This is a genomic window from Allomuricauda sp. M10, from assembly GCF_020782875.1.
Classification (GTDB): Bacteria; Bacteroidota; Bacteroidia; order Flavobacteriales; family Flavobacteriaceae; genus Flagellimonas.
Genome location: NZ_JAJGBN010000004.1, coordinates 268,298 through 288,046, shown reverse-complemented (window position 1 = coordinate 288,046; position 19,749 = coordinate 268,298). Strand labels below are relative to the sequence as shown.

The following is a 19,749-nucleotide window of genomic DNA, read 5'->3' as shown; positions in this document are numbered from 1 at the left end:
CCAACTAATTCCGTTTTGGGAGATATAATTTGTAGGATGACGACTTTGTGTTGATTTCATCCAAATGACCCATGAACGATTTGTCCTTCTTCAAGAAATGGATATGAACAAAACTATCGGCGTGGGTGAACACACCTTGATGGTTTTCGGAATAAAACCCGACCAATTCGCCTTCCGTTTCTTCGAAAATAAATTTTTGCGACTTAACACCTTCACGATATCCTTCCACTTCCTGATTTCGGGGCGTTACAATATGGGCTGTTAGTTCATCAAATGGACCTTTGATCACAAATGGGAAAGGCTGTTTTAGATCATATCCGTTATCCTTGGCAATGGATGCCACCACATCTTGAATACCTGCCAAACAATCGAAGGAACTGGTTATTTTAAAAACCTTCCATTCCTTCACATCGGCATACACAAAAAAAGGTGATCGGATGTTCCAATCGGTGCCTACTTGGTATTTTCCGTCCTCAAAGGCCGTGGCAAAGTAGGGTTTACCATCGACAACGGTTATTTCGCCCTTCATTCTATCATAAGGGCCCATACCGTACAAATGCGATTTAGGAGAAATGGTATCCAATAAAATATGAAGGTCATAGGTGTTGCCCATGTCTTTCATGGAACCAGTGTTGTGAACCTTTGGAGTCTGGGCATGGAGTGTGCCCACAGCAAGCACATTAAAAAGAATTGATAGTAGATGTAAGTTTTTCATTTGGGTACAATTATAATATGATGTTGAAAAGATAACCCGAAACCATGATGCAGAGCATAACAACTCCAAAAAATATTCCAATCAATTTCATCGACATAACTTTTTTCAAAAGCATGGCCTCTGGTAATGAGAGGCCAACAACTCCCATCATAAACGCAATGGCCGTGCCCAAGGGAATGCCTTTGTCCACCAAAACTTGTACTACGGGCAAAATACCGGAAGCGTTGGAATACATCGGAACCGATAGCAATGTTGCAATGGGAACGGCAAAAAGATTGTCCTTGGCCATGTATTTTTCGAAAAATCCGGATGGGATATAACCGTGCATCAATCCGCCAATGGCAATACCGATGATAACATAGGGGAGCACTCCCTTGAGGATTTTTACTGCTTCATTCCAAATAATGGGCAAACGTTGTTTGAACATCTGTTTTTCGGCTACAAAGAGGTCTTGTTCCTTCTGTGCATTGGCCAGTACTTCCTTAATCCAAGGGGTCAAGTATTTTTCTAGTTTTAGTTTTTGAAGGATCAATCCAGAAATGGTTCCCAGGAAAATACCACTGACTACATAAATCAAGGTGGTTTTGAGTCCAAAGAGACCCACAAACAATCCGATGGCCACTTCGTTCACCAAAGGTGAAGTAACCAAGAACGCAAAAGTCACACCCAATGGAATACCCCCTCTTACAAACCCGATGAACAGCGGAACAGACGAACAGGAACAGAACGGGGTGACTACTCCGAAGAGGCTAGCCATCAGGAATTCGGCACCGTATAATTTGTTGCGGGACAGGTAGTTTTTGACTTTATCTACGGGGAAATAACTATTGATGATTCCCATTAAAAAGACTACGGTGAAGAGCAGTAATAAAATTTTGATGCTATCATAAATAAAAAAGTCAAACGCCTTGGCCAAATGATCTTCAGGAGGCAGTTGCAAAACATCAAAAACAAGCCATTTGGCCATTTGTTCCAACCAATTGAACATGGTACTTGAACTAGGGAATGATTAATTGAATAGGGCCAAAATCTCTTCCTTGGAAGGAATACGACCTTTCATGACCACTTTTTCGTCCACTACCAAAGCGGGAGTCAGCATCACGTTGTATTGCATTATATCCATAATATCTTCCACTTTTTCCACGGAGGCATTCACCTGATTTTCAGCGATTACCTCTTTTACCATTTTGGTCAGGTTTTGGCATTTGGGACATCCGGTCCCCAAGATTTTCACTGTATGTTTCATCGCAATATGTCTTTAAATTCAATAGGAATCCATTCAAAGGTACGTTGGGATGATGGGGCACACTGTGACATTTGTCACCAACAAAATCAAAGTGAGCGTCGAATGGCTCATTTATCTAAATAAGATATTTAAGATTTCCTAAAGAATTGGAACCTACATTTAATCCTTAAATTTAAATAATGAAAATCCTCATAGCCGAAGACGAGACTGAACTTCAAAATTCCATTGTTACCTACTTGGAAAGGGATGGAAACGTTTGTGAAACGGCTTGCGATTATTTTGAGGCCCTGTATAAAATAGATTTGTACGAGTATGATCTTTTAGTCTTGGATATCAACTTGATTACTGGTAATGGTCTCGATATTCTGAAGGTGATTAAAAGGAATAAGTCCAAAACCCCAGTCATTATTATATCAGCTAACAATTCGTTGGATGATAAACTTGAAGGCTTGGATTTGGGAGCTGACGATTACTTGACTAAACCGTTTCATTTGGCCGAACTGAATTCGCGCATTAAAGCAGTGTTAAGGAGAGGTAAGTTTGGTGGTACGGAGCGGATTGAATTCAATGAAATTTCCATAGATACCAATTCAAGAACTGCATATGTGGACAACATTCCTATCGTGTTGACCCGAAAGGAGTACGACCTATTATTATTTTTTATAACCAATAAGGGAAGGGTACTATCTAAAGAAATTATAGCCGAACACCTTTGGGGCGATAATAGTGATCTGGCCGATAATTTTGATTTTATCTACGTTCATATCAACAATCTACGTAAAAAGTTGACCGAAGCCGGAGGCAGGTATATCAAAACAGCGTATGGTAGTGGTTATAAATTCATGGAGGACTGATACATGAACAAGAAAATCAAGAAGATTCCACTGATTCAGAAAACCTCCAAGACTTTTATTTGGATAAGCCTTGTTTTGATGTTGGGGAGTTCTGTGATGCTCTACTACTATCTTCGGGTTATCCTGCGGACAGAGGTTGAGGAAGAGCTACATTCAACAGAGTCAAGGTTAGAAAAATCCATAGAGGAAGGTGGCGAGGTTTACCAGTTGCCCCCAATTGTGGAAGTGAAAAAGGTAACCGACCTGAATAAGGAAATTCTCAAGGACACGCTTATTTATGATCCGTCGCAGGATGAATTGGAAGAGTTCCGCGAACTGTCCACTTTTTCAATGATCAATGGTGAAAACTACAGGATTACGGTCAGGGCATTGGTGGTTGAATCCGAAAACATTTTGTTGGCTGTGGTACTTTCCTATTTGGTTATAATTTTGGTCGTCTTCGTCTTCTTGTTTTATCTCAATAAATCAAGAAACCAAAAGGTGTGGCACCCATTTTTCAGGAATTTGGACCAGATGAAGAGTTTTAGCCTTACATCAGAAAAACCAATTGTGTTGATGGAAAGCGATATTTTGGAGTTTTCCGAAATGAATAATGAAATAACCACTTTAACCAATAAAGTCCGTACAGATTATAAAAATTTAAAACAGTATACAGAGGATGTTTCCCATGAAATGCAAACGCCTTTGGCCATTATTCAGGCCAAAATTGAGAATGTGATCAATGGTGAAATGTTGGATAATGATCAATTTGTACAATTGACCTCTATCCAAAAGGACATACAACGCCTATCCCAAATTACAAAGCGTTTGACCTTGTTGACCAAAATTGAAAATAATCAATTCTTGAATAGGGAAAGATTGGATATCTCAAGTAAAATGAGCGAAACCATTCATGATTTCAGTGAAATTTCCACTATTAACATAGACTTTGAGATTCGGGAAAATGTCTGGGTCACTATGGACCCCTATTTGGCTCAAGTGCTTTGCAGTAATTTGATTTCCAATGCCATAAAATACTCATCGGGGCGTAAAAATATTTTAGTTACTACCCAACAAGGGCAATTGACCATTGCCAATCCAGGTGAATCTTCCATACAACGTCCTGAAATGCTCTTTTCTCGATTTTATAGGGAATCGGATGGAGCAAAATCAACCGGTTTGGGATTGGCGATTGTTAAACGCATTTGTGATCTGTATGGGTTTTCCATTGCGTATTATTTTGAAAGAGGAATGCATTACTTCACCATTTCCTTTTCATAATTTCTAAGGATTACACCTAGATTTCCAACAACTTTAAATTCCCTTAAGAATCTAGGGTTAGTTTTGGTTTTGAACTAATACGTTATCCTATGTACAAGGTGTTATCCGTTTTATTCCTTCTTCTTACACACCAAACTTTATTTTCCCAAGAGAACATTACAATAAGCGGGCAATTGATTGATTCTGAAACCCAACAACCTCTTTCATATGCGAATGTGGCTGTTCATGGTTTGGATAATGATCAGCTCATAACTGGGGCCATCACAGATGAGAATGGACGATTTAGGATTGTAGATCTTCCCTTAGGAAAGTACAAATTGTATTTCACCTTCTTGGGGTATACGGGTACTGAGAAGACTATGGTTGCAGGGGGATTGAATACCGTATTTGATCTGGGTACCATTTCCCTTTCCCCAGATGCACAATCACTGGAGGAAGTCGAGGTAGTTGGCAAACAGGCCACTACCAATGCCGCCCTCGACAAAAAGTCCTTTAATCTGGAAGACAATATAGCCCAATCCGGAGGTTCGGTCATGGATGCCATGAAAACGCTCCCTGGAGTAACTTTTGATCAAGATGGCAAAGTTATTTTAAGGGGAAGTGATAAAGTCGTGGTGCTGATTGATGGAAAGCAAAGCAGTCTTACAGGTTTTGGTAACCAAAAAGGTCTGGCCAATATTCCAGCCTCTAATATTGAAAAAATTGAAATCATCAACAATCCCTCGGCCAAGTACGACGCCAACGGATTTGCGGGTATTGTGAATATCATTTATAAAAAAGAAAAACAGACTGGGTTAAATGGAGATATTGGACTTTCTTTTGGCCTGGGTGCCCTTGGTAAAAGACGGGCAGATACGCCCACAGAGCTTGGCAGTTTTTCGGTCAACCCAAAAGTGATTCCCAGCCTCAACCTAAATTATAGAAAGGACAAGGTCAATTATTTTCTTCAGTCTGAATTCATTTTACAAGAGGCTTTGCCCAACAATGAGTTTACCACAAGGAACTATGATGATGGTAGAAACATTATTTCGCAGGTTCCCGAGAACAGAAAACAATTCCGATCTATAGTCAATGGCGGAATTGATTATGAGATGGATGACAAAAATAGTTTCACCTTTTCGGGGCTTTACGATCGAGAGCGGCATATCGATTCGGCCCAAGTTGCTTTCATCAATCTAAATACGAATAATAGAAATCGTTTTTATAGTTGGCAAGAGGAGGAAATAACCCGTTTTATTAATGCCACGGTAAATTACAGACATAAATTTGAACAACCAGGTCACACGTTAAGTGCCAGTGCCCAGTACACCCAAGGGCTCGAGGATGAAACCTATTCCTTAAATGATAGTTCTTCGGTAAGGATCGGAACGGATATGACGAACATCCGTGCCATTGAGAACACCACATCACTTGCTTCTGATTATGTTCGCCCCTTGAGTTCAGGACGAATGGAACTCGGGGCCAAACTGCGGATCAGAAGACTGCCAGTGGATTATACGATAACTCCGGGGAACCATTCCATTATCTATCCTGGTTTGGGAACGTTTTCCGATTGGGGTGAAAACTTGTATGCCGGGTATGTAAACTACGTTTTGGAGAAAGAGAAGTATGATGTGGAAACCGGACTTCGCGCTGAACAAACAAACGTTTTCTATGATTTGGACCCGGCCAATGCTTATTATCCCAACAATGACAAGTATGATTATTTTGAACTGTTCCCCAACGTGCGTTTCACCTACAAGTTAAATGACCACAACAAGATCTCGGCATTTTACAATCGAAGAATTGATCGTCCCGGAGAGCCGGAACTTAGGATTTTTCCAAAATATGACGATCCTGAACTATTAAAAGTAGGGAATCCCTATTTGCGCCCACAATTTACCAATGCCCTGGAACTGGCACATAAATATACATGGGGGAGTGGGTCTTTGTATTCTGCCGTTTACCATCGGATGATCCAAGACCAGTACATGCGAATTTATAGTATTGACAATTCAAACCCTGAGTATGACATTGTAAACCGGATCTATCAAAATACGGGCAAGGCCACAAATACTGGGATAGAACTTTTATTGGGACAGGACATCACCAACGATTGGAAGGTTTCAGGAACTTTTAACTGGTTTTCCAACACCATCGATGCCTACCAAGGAACCCTTTTGTTTCCCTATGAGAGAAGTTTTTCTACCGAGAAATCAACTGCCGACGCATGGAATGCCAAGATGAGTACAGAAATGGTCCTGCCCAAGGATTTTTCAATCCAGGTGACAGGCATTTATTATTCCGATAAAAACATTCCACAAGGGAAAGAACTGTCCCGTTCCTCCATAAATCTTGGGTTGAAGAAGCGACTTTGGGACAAAAAGGCAGAACTTACCTTTTCGGCAAGTGACATCTTGAACAGGTTTGGGATTCGTCAACGGGTCTATGACCAAGGGGTTACGGCCATTTATCAGAATTATTTCGAGACCCAAATATTTAGGGTTGGATTTAAATATAAAATCTAATTTCTTAAAAATGAAGACACTGAACAAAGTTGCAGAGATAACCCTATTGTTTTGGTTGATGAAAATTGTTGCAACCACGTTGGGGGAAACTTTGGGCGATTTTATTGCCCAAACCTTAGGGTTGGGATACGCTACGGGAATTTTGATCACCTTGATTTTTTTCGGGCTGGTGCTGGGCATTCAACTGACCAGAAAAACATACATCCCTGTATGGTACTGGCTCGTTATCATTGGTACCACCACCTTGGGCACCGAAATATCCGATTTTATAGATAGAAGCCTTCATTTGGGTTACACGTGGGGGAGTCTGTTGCTATTTTCTGGATTGATTTTGACGCTTCTTACTTGGCACAAAAGATTTGGAAACCTAGAGGTTTACCCCATATTTGATAGAAACAAAGAAGTCCATTATTGGATTGCCATTTTGTTTTCCAACAGCCTCGGAACCGCCTTTGGGGATTATTTGAGTGATGTTGTTGGACTGAGCTATTTATACGGGGCCTTTGTTACCGCAGGAATTATCGTTTTGGTGATACTCCTACATTATTTTACAAAGATGAACCAGATCATCCTTTTTTGGGTTGCATTTATATTCACAAGGCCTTTTGGGGCAACCTTCGGCGATTTTTTGACCAAACCTTTGGCCAAAGGAGGGTTAAACCTTGGCACCTTACCCGCAACCCTTGTTTCTGTAGTGTTGATCGGTTTGATGATCTACATTTCACATCGCCACATGGTTCCGACCCATACTGATGAACAGAAACAACTTTAAGACTGCTTTAGAATTGCTTAAAACCTTCTTTAGAATTGGGGTCTAGATTTACTAAAGAATTTAAAATCAGTAGATCATGAAGAATAAAAAGTATGTCATCGGATTGCCCATAGCATTGATTTTGGGATTTGGATTTTATGCTTTTGCACAACGTACTTCGGTTCCACCTCGTGTAAAAGCGTCCTTTGAAAAAAAGTTTCCGCAGGTGAAAAAGGTTTCTTGGGGCAAAGAATCGGATAAGGAATGGGAGGCCGAATTCCAAATGAACGGTACCGAATATTCCGCTAATTTTTTGGAAGACGGTGCGTGGAAAGAGACAGAACGTGAAATCAAGAAAAAGGACATTCCTGACAATGTATTGGCAACCTTAAACACACAATTCCCCGAGTACAATATTGATGAGGTAGAATTAGTTGAAAACCCGAACGGATCTCAATATGAGATTGCATTGGAAAAAGGAAAAGAGGAAATGGAGGTTTTGATAGGCACCGATGGTCAATTGATCAAAACAATTGATGAATAAGAAGGAAACGATGGTAACAAGATGTATAATTTGTACAGCCCTGTTCTTTGTTTTAACAGGCAAAGTATTTGGTCAGCAAACAGATTCTGCTGAAGAAATAATGAGGGAAACAACCATTGAACGGGCAGGGGATTTTGCCCAGTTTGCCCCTACGGCTGTTTCGCTTATTACCGTTTTGGCCAAAGGAGACAAGGAAGGGTTTTGGCAATTGGGCAAATCAATGTCTGCTAATTTAACAGCAACTTGGATCTTAAAGTATGCTATTAACAAGCCAAGACCGGAAGGAAGAACTGATGGACACGCATTCCCTTCTGGTCATACTTCCTTTGCATTTCAGGGAGCCTCTTTCCTGCAAAGAAGATATGGTTGGAAATATGGAATCCCTGCCTATGCCGTCGCAGGTTTTGTGGCTTACAGTAGGGTGGAGGGATTAAATGACCGACATGACGGTTGGGATGTTCTTGGCGGAGCCCTCGTCGGTATTGGGAGTACATATCTATTTACAACTCCCTACGCACAAGAGCATTTTGAGTTAAGTTTTCAAAGTGGGGATGGGTCCTATGCTTTGGGTTTGGTTTATAAGTTTTAATCAATGCCAAATTGAATTATGTCTCCAATTAAAATTGGCAGGCCGAAAGTATACATAAAACAACCATTATTTCCCGATGCAGAAATTGGAGAAAATGTTACCTAATAAATCATCCGTGGTCACGCTGCCCGTGATTTCCCCGAGATGATACAAGGCCTGGCGAATATCTATGGCCATCAGATCACTGGAAAGGTCTATGTCCAAGCCTTCCTTCACTTTTTGGATTTCCTCCAAAGCTTTCAATAGGGCGTCATAATGTCTGCTGTTGGAGATGATGGTGGTATCACCGCTCAAAGCTCCTGAATCTACCAATGACAGCAACTGGCTTTCCAGTTCGGCAATACCGATTTTGTGTTTGGCAGAGAGGAAAAGTACGTTGGGTACTTCACGTTTGATGCTTTCCATCTGTGAGTTGCTCAAAAGATCCATTTTATTGCAGATGGGCAAAATTTGCTTGTTCTGGTATTTGCTTTGAAGTTGTTCCAATACCGAGGATTCAAAATGCTCTCCTTCAAATAGATAGATGATAAGTCGGGCCTGTTCAATTTTCCCAAAAGTGCGCTCAATACCGATTTTCTCTACCACATCTTCTGTTTCTCGAATTCCTGCAGTATCTATAAACCTAAAATTGATGCCTTTAATACTGATATGGTCCTCCACGGTATCACGAGTGGTCCCCGCAATATCGCTGACTATCGCTCTTTCTTCATTTAACAACACATTGAGAAGGGTAGATTTCCCCACATTGGGCTGCCCCACAATGGCCACTGGAATACCATGTTTGATGACATTTCCCAAAGCAAAGGAATCGATTAGTTTTTTTAATACTTCACTGATTCTCCCCAACAATTGATTGAATTGTGTTCGGTCTGCAAATTCCACATCCTCTTGGGAAAAGTCGAGTTCCAGTTCAATCAGCGATGCAAAATTGAGCAGTTCTTCCCTTAATTTTTGGATCTCGTTACTGAACCCACCCCGCATTTGTTGCATGGCAATATCGTGGGCCGCTTCACTGTCGCTTGCAATCAGGTCGGCCACGGCCTCAGCTTGGCTTAGATCCATTTTCCCATTCAGAAATGCCCTCAAGGTAAACTCTCCAGCGGAAGCAGCCCGGCAACCCTTTCTCAACAATAGTTGAATGATCTGTTGTTGAATGTAGGGCGAACCATGGCATGAGATTTCCACCACATTTTCACCGGTATAGGAATGTGGCCCTTTAAAAAGTGAAACCAACACCTCGTCTAGAATCTTGGTGTCATCCACAATATGTCCCAAATGGATGGTGTGACTTTTTTGCTTCGTCAACTTTTTGCCTTTTACCGATTGAAAAATACCGTCTGCCAGTATGATGGCATCAGGCCCAGAAACACGGATGATGGCAATGGCACCGGTTCCTGATGGGGTAGCAAGGGCAACAATGGTATCTGTATACGACATGTGGGCAAAAATACGAAATAGCTGGCCTGCTGTAACATTTTGGTAAAAAGGGATACTTATATGGTATAATCATCAAAATCAATCAAAAATGGAAGTCATCAATGAAAAAGTAGTTAGAACGGACAATACTTTGTTGGCCATTACCCATCTTACCCAATTATTGTCCTATGCCATCGGTTTTGGGGGATTCATCACCCCTTTGATCATTTGGTTGTCCTCAAGAAACAGTGTAGAAGGTATGGATGAACATGGAAAGGCCATCATCAATTTGCAGTTGAGCCTTTTCCTTTATGTCATCATCAGCATTCCGGCCATCCTATTGTTGGGTCTTGGAATTTTGGGATTGATCACAGCGGGAATTTTAGGATTTGTTTTGCCCATAGTGAATGCGGTAAGAGCTTCTAATGGGGAATCTCCGTCGTATTTTCTTACTATACGGTTTTTATCATGATAATTTTTTGAACATCGTCTAATTTATTTTCGTTAGGCAAAACAAATATGTACTTTCATATCGTGAATTGCCAATAAAAATAAATTGGAAAAAGTTGTAATCTTTGGAGCATCCGGACATGCAAAAGTCACAATTGACATTTTGGAAAAATCCGGAAAATATGAAATAATAGGTTTACTGGATTCTAATAAAAATATAGGTCCGGATGTATTGGGATTTAAGATTTGGGGTGGAACAGATGTAGTTCCCGAGCTATTAAAAAAGTTTCCCGGACTAAAATTTTTCATTGCTATTGGAGATAACTGGAGAAGATCCAAGATTGCCCAAGAGCTATTGAAAATAGAGCCGAATATTCAATTTATCAATGCCATTCATCCAAGCGCGATTTTAGGAAAGAATGTCAGCCTAGGTAGAGGAATCATGATTATGGCAGGAGCCATTATCAATGCTGATAGCGTAATCGGAGATTTTACCATCATAAATACAAAAGCCAGTGTTGGGCATGAATCCACCATAATGGAATATAGTAGTGTTGCACCAAACTCTACTTTGGGAGGTAATGTAACGGTCGGTCGGTATTCTGCTATTTCTATCAGTGCTACTATTCTAAACGGTGGATCGGTAGGAGAACACACCGTAATAGGAGCAGGTGCTTTGCTGACCAAAGATGCCGATTCATTTTCAGTATATTATGGAGTTCCAGCTAAATTTATTAGACCAAGGGAACTTGGAGAAAAATACTTGTAAATATCCACAGCCATTCCCCCAAAAGCTGTTGAATTATTTGAATATTGTGCCGTCTTGTGCTTCTGAACGGACGAACAATGTTTGTTTTAAGGGAAGTCATCAAATTAATTTGACTATATGACCGATATTTTGAGCGTCTTGAGAAGAAGGGCGTTTTGGGGGCTGGATTCCTTAAAAGGAAAGCCAGTTAAAAGGCACTATGAAGAAATAAGGAACATCCTTGAAAATCCTCTGGATGTAGAGGCGGTGCAAAAAAGAGATGGGCATTTGAGCAAGGTTTTGATTCATGCTACCACCACCGTCCCTTTTTATAAAAGGTGTTCGGATTTTAAAAAGCTTCAGGATTTTCCAATCATAAACAAGAATTTGATCTTGGACAATTTTGAAGGTTTTAGATCTTCCCGCTTTGATAAAATGGAATTATTTCCTATTTCTACAAGTGGGTCCACGGGAATACCATTCAAGATTTTTCAGGATAAGAATAAAAAAAACAGGAACGTTGCCGATGTCATCTATTTTTCGGGGCAAGCGGGACACATCTTGGGAGATAAATTGTATTTCCTAAAGCTTTGGGATCACAAAAACCAAAAAGGAAGGCTGGTTTCCTGGTTACAGAACATTTATGCCCATAATGTTATGGATACCTCCAAAAAGGATTTAACCAAGTTGGTTTCCGATATTGGCAAAGACAAGCTGCCCAAGAACGTTTTAGGCTACCCCTCTTTTTTTGAGATACTTTGTGATTTTATGGATAGCATGGAAGTGGTTCCAAAAATACAGGGAACCAACTCAATAATTTCTTTTGCGGAAAATTTGAAGGACAAAGAGCGGGAAAGGATGTCCAAATACTTTAAAACCAGCGTCTACGCCCGATATTCCAATCAAGAAAACGGAATCCTTGCCCAGGAAACCGTTAAGGAACCCACTAGATTAATGCCTAATTGGGCCAGTTATTATTTTGAGGTATTGGCACTGGATTCCAATGAACATGTGAGGAGCGGTGAACTAGGTAGACTTGTGCTTACTGATCTCTTCAACTATGCCATGCCCATGATCCGTTATGATACCGGAGATTTGGTAGTTTATGAAGAATCTAAATTTGGACCCTATTTTTCATCCATCTTTGGAAGACGCATGGATACTGTATTCGATACTACGGGTAAAATGGTAAATCCCCATGTTTTTTATATGGTTTTGGACTATGGGAGTATCCGTCAATTTCAATTTGCGCAAATAGGGAAAAAGGACTATGCTTTCCGATTGAACGCAATAAAAGGACAGGTCCAAGAAAATCAAATTGTTGATTATTTTAAACCGTATTTGGGCAATGATGCCACAATATTGTTTGAATATGTTGATGGGATACCTTTACTGGCATCAGGGAAACGAAAAAAAATCGTCAATGAATATTTTGAATTCAAATAGAGATAAAAAAAAGAGGGCCGATTAGGCCCTCTTAGATTTTAATCTACTTGGAAGAACATTTGAATTTCTTTCTTCCGTGTTGATTCTTTCGTTTGTTTTTTTCGTGCTTACAGCCTTGTCTTATACATTTCCATGTGCGGTTTTTTCTTTTACAGATGGTACCAACATTATCTCCACATTCCAATTCATAGGGAATAAAAATGCTTTGCCTGTTATTGGTAGGGATGAGCACTATGGCAAGTGAGTCACCGTCACCTGGTTCATATCCTTCCCCATTGGCAAGTGCTAGATCAACTATTTCTTGACCCTTGGTTTTGCTCCAATCAGAACCTAAATAAGCACAAAGGGCACAGTTCTGATCATCGATCAATTCCCAAATGGCCCATTGTACATCACCAAAGGTGTAGGTTCCACCACTTGGGCTTTCCGATCCGATAAAATTTTGATTCAAGATCCAATTTATCAAATCAAAATTTTCAGGATGTTCAAATTTGCCCTCTGGCAAACTTTCGTAACTGGAATAAACCTTGGCCTCAAAACATTCATCGGCATTAAGGGACAAATCCACATCTACACACCAGGCACCATAATCACCCGCTAAACTGGAATCATTAATGGTCAAATTGAAATAACTGTTGTCTGCATCAACACCTTTTGCAGTGGTACAGGCATTCAAGGTTTCAGGAAGATCCGGAAATAAACTGATATCACAGCCCCCATTCTTGTCCTTATCTTTTTTGTACTTATACGTATGGTTCACGGCAGCAATGGTTTCCTCGGTTTGTGAAACATCTTCCTTGTCACAGCCAAAGAACACTATGGCCACGAACGTTGCTAAAATGTAGTTTTTCTTCATTTGTTTAGAATTGTGTTATTCAAAACAAAAATCTGACAGAATTGATAAGTTTTGATGAAATGCCTGTTGTACTACTTGATATGTAGATGATCGGTTGAAAGTAAGGGAAATATTTAACTATTTGAAAAACAGATATTTAATTTCACCTTTGAGTGGTAAATATTATCGACGAAAGGTATGGGTATTAGAGTCGGTTTGGATGATCCGTTGAAAGGTTTTTTGTGTCTGCCAATAAAAAAAGGCCAAGGTTTTAATCTTGGCCTTTCTACTATATAAAATGTTATTTAGTCTTAATCCTTGCAAACATCGGCATGGGCAATCACATAAATATCTCCAGATAAATTCTCTTCAATATAGTACTGTCCTGGAGCTACAGTTGGTTGACCATTTTTGGTTGGGAACATTACCTTACCGGCATAGGTATGGGTGGCAGAAACAGTGTAAGCGGCATCAATGTTATAAGTAACGGTTACATCGCCATCCACATAGCTCACATCCACGGTACCAACCAATTCTCCTTTGGAGATGTCGCACTGACCTGCACCGGCATACACATCATAAGTAGCTTGGGTTCCTTCTGCCAATGGGCCAATGCTCCAGCCCCAACGGCTGAATCCTTCACCGATAAAGCAGGTATCGCCATCGGTTCCTCGTGCAAAAGCAGTTTCACAGGAAGGTTCAGGTTCGCAACCAAGTGGAATGGTAACAATCACACTTTGGGTTCTTCCTGTTGGAATCAATACTACGGCCATAACTTTTCCTGCCCCTGGTTCATATCCTTCGCCATTGGCAATAGCAGCATCCACAATTTCTTGCCCTTTCACTATGCTCCAATCAGCACCTAAGTAGGCACAAGCAATACAGTTTTGGTTATCTACCAGTTCCCAAATGGCCCATTGAACGTCTCCATAGGTATAGGTACCTCCACTTGGACTTGGTTGTCCCACAAAATTTTGATTCATGATCCAATTGACAAGATCAAAATTTTCTGGTTGTTCAAATGCACCTGCTGGAAGTTCTGCGTAACTGGAGTATACGTTGTAATCATAACATTCATTGGCACCAAGGGAAAGATCTACATCAACACACCAAGCAGCATATTCTCCTGCAAGTTGAGAGTCATTGATGGTTAGGTCAAAATACGCTCCTAACAGGCTTCCTTCACCTTTGGATGTTGTACAAGCACTCACCATGGAAGGAAGTGTAGGCAAAAGACTTACCGTACAATCTGGAGTTTCTTGAGTTTCAGGTTTGTTTTTTTGGACTTTAGCTTTCCCGGCAACACCATCAATGGAATTGTCTACTGGTTCAACCTCACAAGAACTAAAGCTTAATGCAATTATCGCAATAACAGCCAATGTTATTTTTTTCATGTTCAATGGTTTAAGGTTTACATTTTTAATCTGTTAAAAGTATGCAAATGGGATGTGCCTAATCCCTAACCACGATGAATACGAAGTATAGATCGATAAACTGCACTTTATTAAAAATGCCTAAAAATTGGAAATGAATATCGTAAGAAACCCCCTAATTATTTAACATTACGGGCATTACAAGCATGGTAACGTGCTCTCCTTCATCCAATCCGTCAATCGGTGTAAGGATTCCCGCTCTGTTGGGTAAACTCATTTCCAAGGAGACATCGTCAGAGGAAAGGTTGTTGAGCATTTCCACCAAAAACCTGGAGTTGAACCCAATTTGCATATCATCTCCTTGGTAGGAACACGAAAGTCTTTCTTCCGCCTTGTTGCTGTAATCCACATCTTCTGCGGAGATATTCAATTCGGCACCCGCGATCTTCAAACGGATCTGGTGGGTGGTCTTGTTGGAGAATATGGAAACCCTTCGAACGGAACTTAAGAACTGGTTCCTTGAAATGGTCAGTTTGTTCGGGTTTTCCTTTGGGATAACAGCTTCGTAGTTGGGATACTTACCATCGATCAATCGACAGATCAATTCGGTATTGTCAAAAATGAACTTGGCATTACTATCATTGTACTCAATGGTCACTTCGGATTCAGAACCTGACAAAATTCCCTTCAACAAATTCAAAGGTTTTTTCGGCATGATGAATTCTGCAACCTGGGAAGCACTTACGTCCTGTCTTTGATATTTTACCAATTTGTGCGCATCGGTGGCTACGAAGGTCAAGTTCTCTGGTGAAAACTGGAAGAACACCCCGCTCATCACAGGGCGAAGGTCGTCATTACCAGCGGCAAAAATGGTCTTGTTGATGGCAGTTGCCAAAATATCTCCCAACAAAATGGTTGAGCTTGGGTTGGAAACCTCCACCGCTTTTGGGAACTCGGCACCATCGGCATAGGCCAAGGCATATTTACCATGGTTAGAGCTGATTTCCACTGTATTGTTGTCCTCTACCACAAAGGTGAGGGGTTGTTCAGGAAACGTTTTCAAGGTATCCAATAACAAACGTGCAGGAACGGCAATGGCACCTTCGGAATCGGAATCCACTTCCAAAACAGAACTCATGGTTGTTTCAAGATCGGATGCGGAAACCGTAAGTTGGTTCTTTTTAAGATCGAACAAAAAATTGTCAAGAATCGGCAGGGTGTTGCTGTTGTTGATAACTCCTCCCAAAACCTGTAGTTGTTTCAATAAATATGTACTGGATACGATAAACTTCATCAAAGAAATTCTTTAGCATTTAGGCCTGTTCCAAGTAATTTCAACCGTGAACGGGGCTGTTAAAATCGATAAAAGCAAATATATCTTAAATGGTATTAGCAAAGAAACAAAATTATCAACACTTAGGCGCTAAATTTCCGCTTTCGGTAAAAACCGAAGAACAGTCCAAAGACCAATGTCAAAAGTACTGGTAGCCCAATATTTATGATTTGCCACTTCGTTTTTTGTTCCGCTATTTTCTTCACATCGAGCAGCGGAATAGCCACTTTTTTGTTCCTAATGTTAATAAGCCCGTTATTTTCCAAAAGGTAATTGGTACTGTTCACCAAAAATTCCTTGTTGCCATAAAAGTTGCTCGTCCATTTGTCGTACCCTAATTCCAAGGGACGATTGTTTCGCAATTGGTTTTTAATGATATCCCCATCCGCAATCACGATCATTTTGTTTGCCGGTCCTTCTTCCATGGCATTGGCCAATTTTATGGGTTTGACACGGTTTTTATACATGGAAGTGAAATTACCTTCAACCAAAACAGCCAAAGGCAAATTTCCGTTGTTATAGGTGGCCTGATCAGGTTGGGATGTGATCATATCCAAACTGATCTGTCTCGGTATTCCATCTGTTTTGGACAAAGGTGAACTTTGCATCAGAATCGTCTTTTGATAATCGTTTTCCAAAATGTCCATCGGGCTGGTGAATTGGAGTCGCACCGCTTCAATATTAGTATTGATGGGATGGTTGTTCCGTGAAAACACCATTGGGTAGTAATACCAGGGCAGCGGGTTGTATTGGGAATCGTTTCCTTCTCCGGTAGCCAGAACAATTTGGGTAAAATACAGATCGTTCACCAAAACCGGATTGATCCGAACGCCGTACTTGAAGAATAGATCTTTCAAATTGAGTTCCCGTGGTAAGGCAAAGGCACTTCCGCCGCCGGTATAAATGCTGTCCATTTCCATGGCCACTTGATCGATCATCCAAATGGATTTCCCGCCTTGTACCATGTATTGGTCCATCACATATTTTTCCTCATCCGTGAAGGCTTCGGTTGGTTTGGCGATGAGGGCCAGATCAAAGTTTTTCAGTTGATCCAGAACCTTTTGGGGATTACTGGCGACGGAATCCAAAGTGATGGCGCCAATGTTGTAATATTCCCTTACTGTGGATAAATAATCGGCAATATAGATGTCACCCAATTCTCCATTGCCCTTAATGACGGCAATACTTTTTTTATCGGTAGTGCTTAATTTGGTAAAAGCATCGGCAAAGGCATATTCCAATTCCTGTACGGAGTTGTTGATCCGTTCTTCGGCGGTGGAACCTTGTTTGTTCTTGAGTAGAGGAACCTTAACTGTTTGGTCCTTGTAATTTACCATGGCCCAAGGAAAAACCAATTCGTTGGAAACTTTCCCGTTTTCTTCAATGGTGACACTTGCAGGCTTTAAGCCTAAACCTTGCAGTTCGGCAATGGTCTGTTCGGCTTGGGTTTCATCGGCCAGGGGATCCACCAAGCTATAGGAGATGTTTTTGTTCTTGGCGACAAAGGACTCCATCAATTGAACGGTTTCCGACTTTAATTTGGAAAATTCCGCAGGAATGTTGCCATCCAATAAAATATCGATGATGACTGGGGAATCAAATTTTTGGGCCACTTCCACAGCAGGTTGTGAAAGGGTATAACGTTGGTCCTCGGTCAGGTCAAAGCGAGTATACATGAACCCTGCCAAGATATTCAGTACAATCAGCGTAACCACGGCTTTCAATATGGCTATCCAAAATTTTCCCATTAGCGTGGCAATTGTTTTAAACGTTGAAACGTGAGATATAGAAACAACAAGGTGAGCGATATAAAATATACAAGGTCCCTCGTGTCGATAACCCCACGGGCAATACTGTCAAAATGGGCCTTGGCCCCGAATCCTTTTAGAATTTCTTGGGTTTCCCCATTGGAAAAAAGCGAAGCTGTGGCATCAAACCCGTTGAAAATCAAAAAGCAAATTAAAATTCCCACCAAAAATGCAATAATCTGATTGTCGGAAAGGGTAGAGGCAAAAACGCCGATGGCCGTGTAGGAACTGATTAAAAATAGCAGTCCGAAGTAGGACCCCAAAACAATTCCTAAATCATAATTACCTTCGGTCATGCCCAATTTGGAAATGGCAAAAACATAGACGATTGTGGGCACTACAGCAATCACACACAATAGAACCGCGCCCCAAAATTTGCCCAAGACCAACTTCCAGACGGAAATAGGTTTAATCAACAAAAGCTCCAAAGTTCCCATTTTTCGCTCTTCCGAAAAACTCTTCATGGTGATGGCCGGTACCAAAAAGATAAAGATCCAAGGGGCAAGAAGGAAGAAATTGCCCAAATCGGCAAAGCCGTAGTCAAAAATATTGTAGTCACCCCTAAATACCCAAAGGAAGAGTCCGTTGAGCAACAAAAACGACCCCACGATCAAATAACCAATGGGCGATGTAAAAAAGGACCGTACCTCTCTCTTGAAAATCGCGAACATTAAAATGGGTTTGTAGATTGGACTTTATTCACGCTCCAAGCTTCCGGTCTGTCGGAGAACAGCTGTTTTGTTCTGGCCCAAACCGTTTTGAAAAACTCGGAGTTCCTGTACTTTTCCAAATCTGCCGGGGTATCCCAAAAACTATAGGTGAAGAAGATGTTTGGATGATTGATATCCTGATACAGTTCTACCATGTTACAACCTTCAAAAGCCAAGATTCCGTTTTTAGTTTCCGCAAAGATTTGCTCAAAACTAGGAATATTTTCGGGTTTAAAGGTCAGTTTTACGATACGGGTCAACATTTAAAGGAAATTTATGGTTACGGTATCCCGATAATTCAAACCGAGTAAGGAAGAGGCCCCACCTACGGAATTCAGGTCGCTTTTAAAAATGGCAAGTTCAATATATCCTGCCGAATTGAAGAGGGCCAGAGCATCGCCAGGTCCCATCCGTTGTGAGCGATCTAGGTTGTAATTGACAATACCATTATAACTGTTATGGACCTTCCTGATTTTAGTGGTCCGCGCTATGATTTCATAATCACGCCCATTGCGATAGGCCTCAAAAAGTCCTTTTTGAATATTGGTGACCACGTTGCCATAGTTATCGATATAGATCACATTACCAGAAATAGACTTGCCATTGTTGATAATTCGTGGTTCAAATTCACGGAGTTCTTTCAGTTCATCAAAATTTCTTCCGATGACTTCAAGCTTTCCACCACGGGCTATATGACAGGCCACCTGGACGAAAATGTTCAACACGGGAAACGAACCGGATTCCGAATTCGGTAGGTTGATTTCCACAATTTTTTCTGGTTTCACTTCGGAAGTGATCAGAGAAATCACCCCACTGTTGGAGCTCACAAAATAATGTCCATCTACCTGAACCACAATATGTTGATTTTCGGGAGACCATTCAGAATCCACCCCAACCACATGAACGGTACCCATTGGGAAAGAGCGATAGGCGTTTTTTAGGATGTAGGCGCACTCTTGAATATTGAAGGGACTAATCGCATGGGAAATATCAACAATGGTTACATCGGGGAGGTTACTCAAAATCGCCCCTTTAACAGTACCTACAAAGTGATCTTTGTAGCCAAAATCTGTTGTTAAGGTTATGATTGCCATGCAATACTGTTGATATGTTTTTGCCCGCTCAAATTGATTTTTGGTTAAGTTTGCGATGTAAAATTAGTTA

At 40.9% G+C, this 19,749-nt stretch carries 20 protein-coding genes; 9 read left to right on the top strand and 11 right to left on the bottom strand.

Annotated elements, in window-relative coordinates:
* Positions 1–4: 4 nt before the first annotated feature.
* From LKX84_RS12525 to LKX84_RS12515, 3 genes are read right to left on the bottom strand one after another with little or no spacing between them, the layout of a single operon-like run.
* The gene (locus LKX84_RS12525; protein WP_228237501.1) at positions 5–715 is read right to left on the bottom strand and encodes an acetolactate decarboxylase; all 711 of its coding nucleotides are present in this window, start codon (positions 713–715) and stop codon (positions 5–7) included.
* Between the two features lie 10 nt (positions 716–725).
* On the bottom strand, positions 726–1,703 hold the full coding sequence (locus LKX84_RS12520) for a permease (RefSeq protein ID WP_228237500.1): 978 nt from the start codon (positions 1,701–1,703) through the stop codon (positions 726–728).
* A gap of 21 nt (positions 1,704–1,724) precedes the next feature.
* On the bottom strand, positions 1,725–1,961 hold the full coding sequence (locus LKX84_RS12515) for a thioredoxin family protein (protein ID WP_228237499.1): 237 nt from the start codon (positions 1,959–1,961) through the stop codon (positions 1,725–1,727).
* A 179-nt stretch (positions 1,962–2,140) separates the two neighbouring features.
* Here LKX84_RS12515 and LKX84_RS12510 point away from each other — a divergent pair, with 179 nt between their 5' ends.
* The 6 genes from LKX84_RS12510 (at position 2,141) to LKX84_RS12485 (ending at position 8,466) form a co-directional block, all read left to right on the top strand.
* Positions 2,141–2,815, top strand: a complete 675-nt coding sequence (locus tag LKX84_RS12510; RefSeq protein ID WP_228237498.1) for a response regulator transcription factor — start codon at positions 2,141–2,143, stop codon at positions 2,813–2,815.
* 3 nt (positions 2,816–2,818) lie between these two features.
* The gene (locus LKX84_RS12505) at positions 2,819–4,075 is read left to right on the top strand and encodes a sensor histidine kinase (protein WP_228237497.1); all 1,257 of its coding nucleotides are present in this window, start codon (positions 2,819–2,821) and stop codon (positions 4,073–4,075) included.
* Positions 4,076–4,164: 89 nt separating this feature from the next.
* Entirely contained in the window at positions 4,165–6,582 is a 2,418-nt protein-coding gene (locus LKX84_RS12500) for a TonB-dependent receptor domain-containing protein (protein WP_228237496.1), read from the top strand.
* 10 nt (positions 6,583–6,592) lie between these two features.
* A complete protein-coding gene (locus LKX84_RS12495; protein WP_228237495.1) occupies positions 6,593–7,354 on the top strand; it encodes a hypothetical protein in 762 nt (253 codons plus the stop codon).
* 76 nt (positions 7,355–7,430) lie between these two features.
* Positions 7,431–7,877, top strand: coding sequence for a PepSY-like domain-containing protein (locus LKX84_RS12490; RefSeq protein ID WP_228237494.1), 447 nt, complete (start codon positions 7,431–7,433; stop codon positions 7,875–7,877).
* The gene (locus tag LKX84_RS12485) at positions 7,870–8,466 is read left to right on the top strand and encodes a phosphatase PAP2 family protein (RefSeq protein WP_228237493.1); all 597 of its coding nucleotides are present in this window, start codon (positions 7,870–7,872) and stop codon (positions 8,464–8,466) included. The genes LKX84_RS12490 and LKX84_RS12485 overlap by 8 nt, the downstream gene beginning before the upstream one ends.
* 66 nt (positions 8,467–8,532) lie before the next feature.
* Here LKX84_RS12485 and mnmE read toward each other — a convergent pair whose 3' ends face one another.
* Positions 8,533–9,903 (bottom strand): tRNA uridine-5-carboxymethylaminomethyl(34) synthesis GTPase MnmE, encoded by a 1,371-nt coding sequence (mnmE, locus tag LKX84_RS12480; protein WP_228237492.1) that lies wholly within the window; start codon positions 9,901–9,903, stop codon positions 8,533–8,535.
* 88 nt (positions 9,904–9,991) lie between these two features.
* Between mnmE and LKX84_RS12475 the strand changes: the two genes are divergently transcribed.
* The 3 genes from LKX84_RS12475 (at position 9,992) to LKX84_RS12465 (ending at position 12,526) form a co-directional block, all read left to right on the top strand.
* Positions 9,992–10,354 carry a DUF4870 domain-containing protein gene (locus LKX84_RS12475; protein ID WP_228237491.1) on the top strand — a complete coding sequence of 121 codons (363 nt, stop codon included), beginning with the start codon at positions 9,992–9,994 and terminating at the stop codon, positions 10,352–10,354.
* An 84-nt stretch (positions 10,355–10,438) separates the two neighbouring features.
* Entirely contained in the window at positions 10,439–11,101 is a 663-nt protein-coding gene (locus LKX84_RS12470; protein WP_228237490.1) for an acetyltransferase, read from the top strand.
* Positions 11,102–11,218: 117 nt separating this feature from the next.
* Positions 11,219–12,526 carry a CoF synthetase gene (locus LKX84_RS12465; RefSeq protein ID WP_228237489.1) on the top strand — a complete coding sequence of 436 codons (1,308 nt, stop codon included), beginning with the start codon at positions 11,219–11,221 and terminating at the stop codon, positions 12,524–12,526.
* A 43-nt stretch (positions 12,527–12,569) separates the two neighbouring features.
* Here LKX84_RS12465 and LKX84_RS12460 read toward each other — a convergent pair whose 3' ends face one another.
* The 7 genes from LKX84_RS12460 to LKX84_RS12430 all read right to left on the bottom strand — a co-directional run bounded on the left by LKX84_RS12460 (position 12,570) and on the right by LKX84_RS12430 (position 19,679).
* Positions 12,570–13,382 (bottom strand): hypothetical protein, encoded by an 813-nt coding sequence (locus LKX84_RS12460; RefSeq protein ID WP_228237488.1) that lies wholly within the window; start codon positions 13,380–13,382, stop codon positions 12,570–12,572.
* Between the two features lie 290 nt (positions 13,383–13,672).
* Entirely contained in the window at positions 13,673–14,755 is a 1,083-nt protein-coding gene (locus tag LKX84_RS12455; RefSeq protein ID WP_228237487.1) for a hypothetical protein, read from the bottom strand.
* A 154-nt stretch (positions 14,756–14,909) separates the two neighbouring features.
* Positions 14,910–16,028: a DNA polymerase III subunit beta gene (gene dnaN / locus LKX84_RS12450; protein ID WP_228237486.1), complete on the bottom strand. Its 1,119-nt coding sequence runs from the start codon at positions 16,026–16,028 to the stop codon at positions 14,910–14,912.
* A gap of 122 nt (positions 16,029–16,150) precedes the next feature.
* Positions 16,151–17,815 (bottom strand): gliding motility-associated ABC transporter substrate-binding protein GldG, encoded by a 1,665-nt coding sequence (gene gldG / locus LKX84_RS12445; protein WP_228237485.1) that lies wholly within the window; start codon positions 17,813–17,815, stop codon positions 16,151–16,153.
* Positions 17,815–18,546, bottom strand: a complete 732-nt coding sequence (gene gldF / locus LKX84_RS12440) for a gliding motility-associated ABC transporter permease subunit GldF (RefSeq protein WP_228237484.1) — start codon at positions 18,544–18,546, stop codon at positions 17,815–17,817. Before gldF ends, gldG begins: the two co-directional genes overlap by 1 nt.
* Positions 18,546–18,848, bottom strand: coding sequence for a putative quinol monooxygenase (locus LKX84_RS12435; protein WP_228237483.1), 303 nt, complete (start codon positions 18,846–18,848; stop codon positions 18,546–18,548). Before LKX84_RS12435 ends, gldF begins: the two co-directional genes overlap by 1 nt.
* Complete coding sequence (locus LKX84_RS12430; protein ID WP_228237482.1) at positions 18,849–19,679, bottom strand: S-adenosyl-l-methionine hydroxide adenosyltransferase family protein; 831 nt, start codon at positions 19,677–19,679, stop codon at positions 18,849–18,851. It lies immediately after the preceding gene.
* Positions 19,680–19,749 lie beyond the last annotated feature (70 nt).

Bases quoted from the DNA above. Each gene is read 5' to 3' on its own strand.
- LKX84_RS12525 (WP_228237501.1), bottom strand. From the start codon at position 715: ATGAAAAACTTACATCTACTATCAATTCTTTTTAATGTGCTTGCTGTG.
- LKX84_RS12520 (WP_228237500.1), bottom strand. From the start codon at position 1,703: ATGTTCAATTGGTTGGAACAAATGGCCAAATGGCTTGTTTTTGATGTT.
- LKX84_RS12515 (WP_228237499.1), bottom strand. From the start codon at position 1,961: ATGAAACATACAGTGAAAATCTTGGGGACCGGATGTCCCAAATGCCAA.
- LKX84_RS12510 (WP_228237498.1), top strand. From the start codon at position 2,141: ATGAAAATCCTCATAGCCGAAGACGAGACTGAACTTCAAAATTCCATT.
- LKX84_RS12505 (WP_228237497.1), top strand. From the start codon at position 2,819: ATGAACAAGAAAATCAAGAAGATTCCACTGATTCAGAAAACCTCCAAG.
- LKX84_RS12500 (WP_228237496.1), top strand. From the start codon at position 4,165: ATGTACAAGGTGTTATCCGTTTTATTCCTTCTTCTTACACACCAAACT.
- LKX84_RS12495 (WP_228237495.1), top strand. From the start codon at position 6,593: ATGAAGACACTGAACAAAGTTGCAGAGATAACCCTATTGTTTTGGTTG.
- LKX84_RS12490 (WP_228237494.1), top strand. From the start codon at position 7,431: ATGAAGAATAAAAAGTATGTCATCGGATTGCCCATAGCATTGATTTTG.
- LKX84_RS12485 (WP_228237493.1), top strand. From the start codon at position 7,870: ATGAATAAGAAGGAAACGATGGTAACAAGATGTATAATTTGTACAGCC.
- mnmE (WP_228237492.1), bottom strand. From the start codon at position 9,903: ATGTCGTATACAGATACCATTGTTGCCCTTGCTACCCCATCAGGAACC.
- LKX84_RS12475 (WP_228237491.1), top strand. From the start codon at position 9,992: ATGGAAGTCATCAATGAAAAAGTAGTTAGAACGGACAATACTTTGTTG.
- LKX84_RS12465 (WP_228237489.1), top strand. From the start codon at position 11,219: ATGACCGATATTTTGAGCGTCTTGAGAAGAAGGGCGTTTTGGGGGCTG.
- LKX84_RS12460 (WP_228237488.1), bottom strand. From the start codon at position 13,382: ATGAAGAAAAACTACATTTTAGCAACGTTCGTGGCCATAGTGTTCTTT.
- LKX84_RS12455 (WP_228237487.1), bottom strand. From the start codon at position 14,755: ATGAAAAAAATAACATTGGCTGTTATTGCGATAATTGCATTAAGCTTT.
- dnaN (WP_228237486.1), bottom strand. From the start codon at position 16,028: ATGAAGTTTATCGTATCCAGTACATATTTATTGAAACAACTACAGGTT.
- gldG (WP_228237485.1), bottom strand. From the start codon at position 17,815: ATGGGAAAATTTTGGATAGCCATATTGAAAGCCGTGGTTACGCTGATT.
- gldF (WP_228237484.1), bottom strand. From the start codon at position 18,546: ATGTTCGCGATTTTCAAGAGAGAGGTACGGTCCTTTTTTACATCGCCC.
- LKX84_RS12435 (WP_228237483.1), bottom strand. From the start codon at position 18,848: ATGTTGACCCGTATCGTAAAACTGACCTTTAAACCCGAAAATATTCCT.
- LKX84_RS12430 (WP_228237482.1), bottom strand. From the start codon at position 19,679: ATGGCAATCATAACCTTAACAACAGATTTTGGCTACAAAGATCACTTT.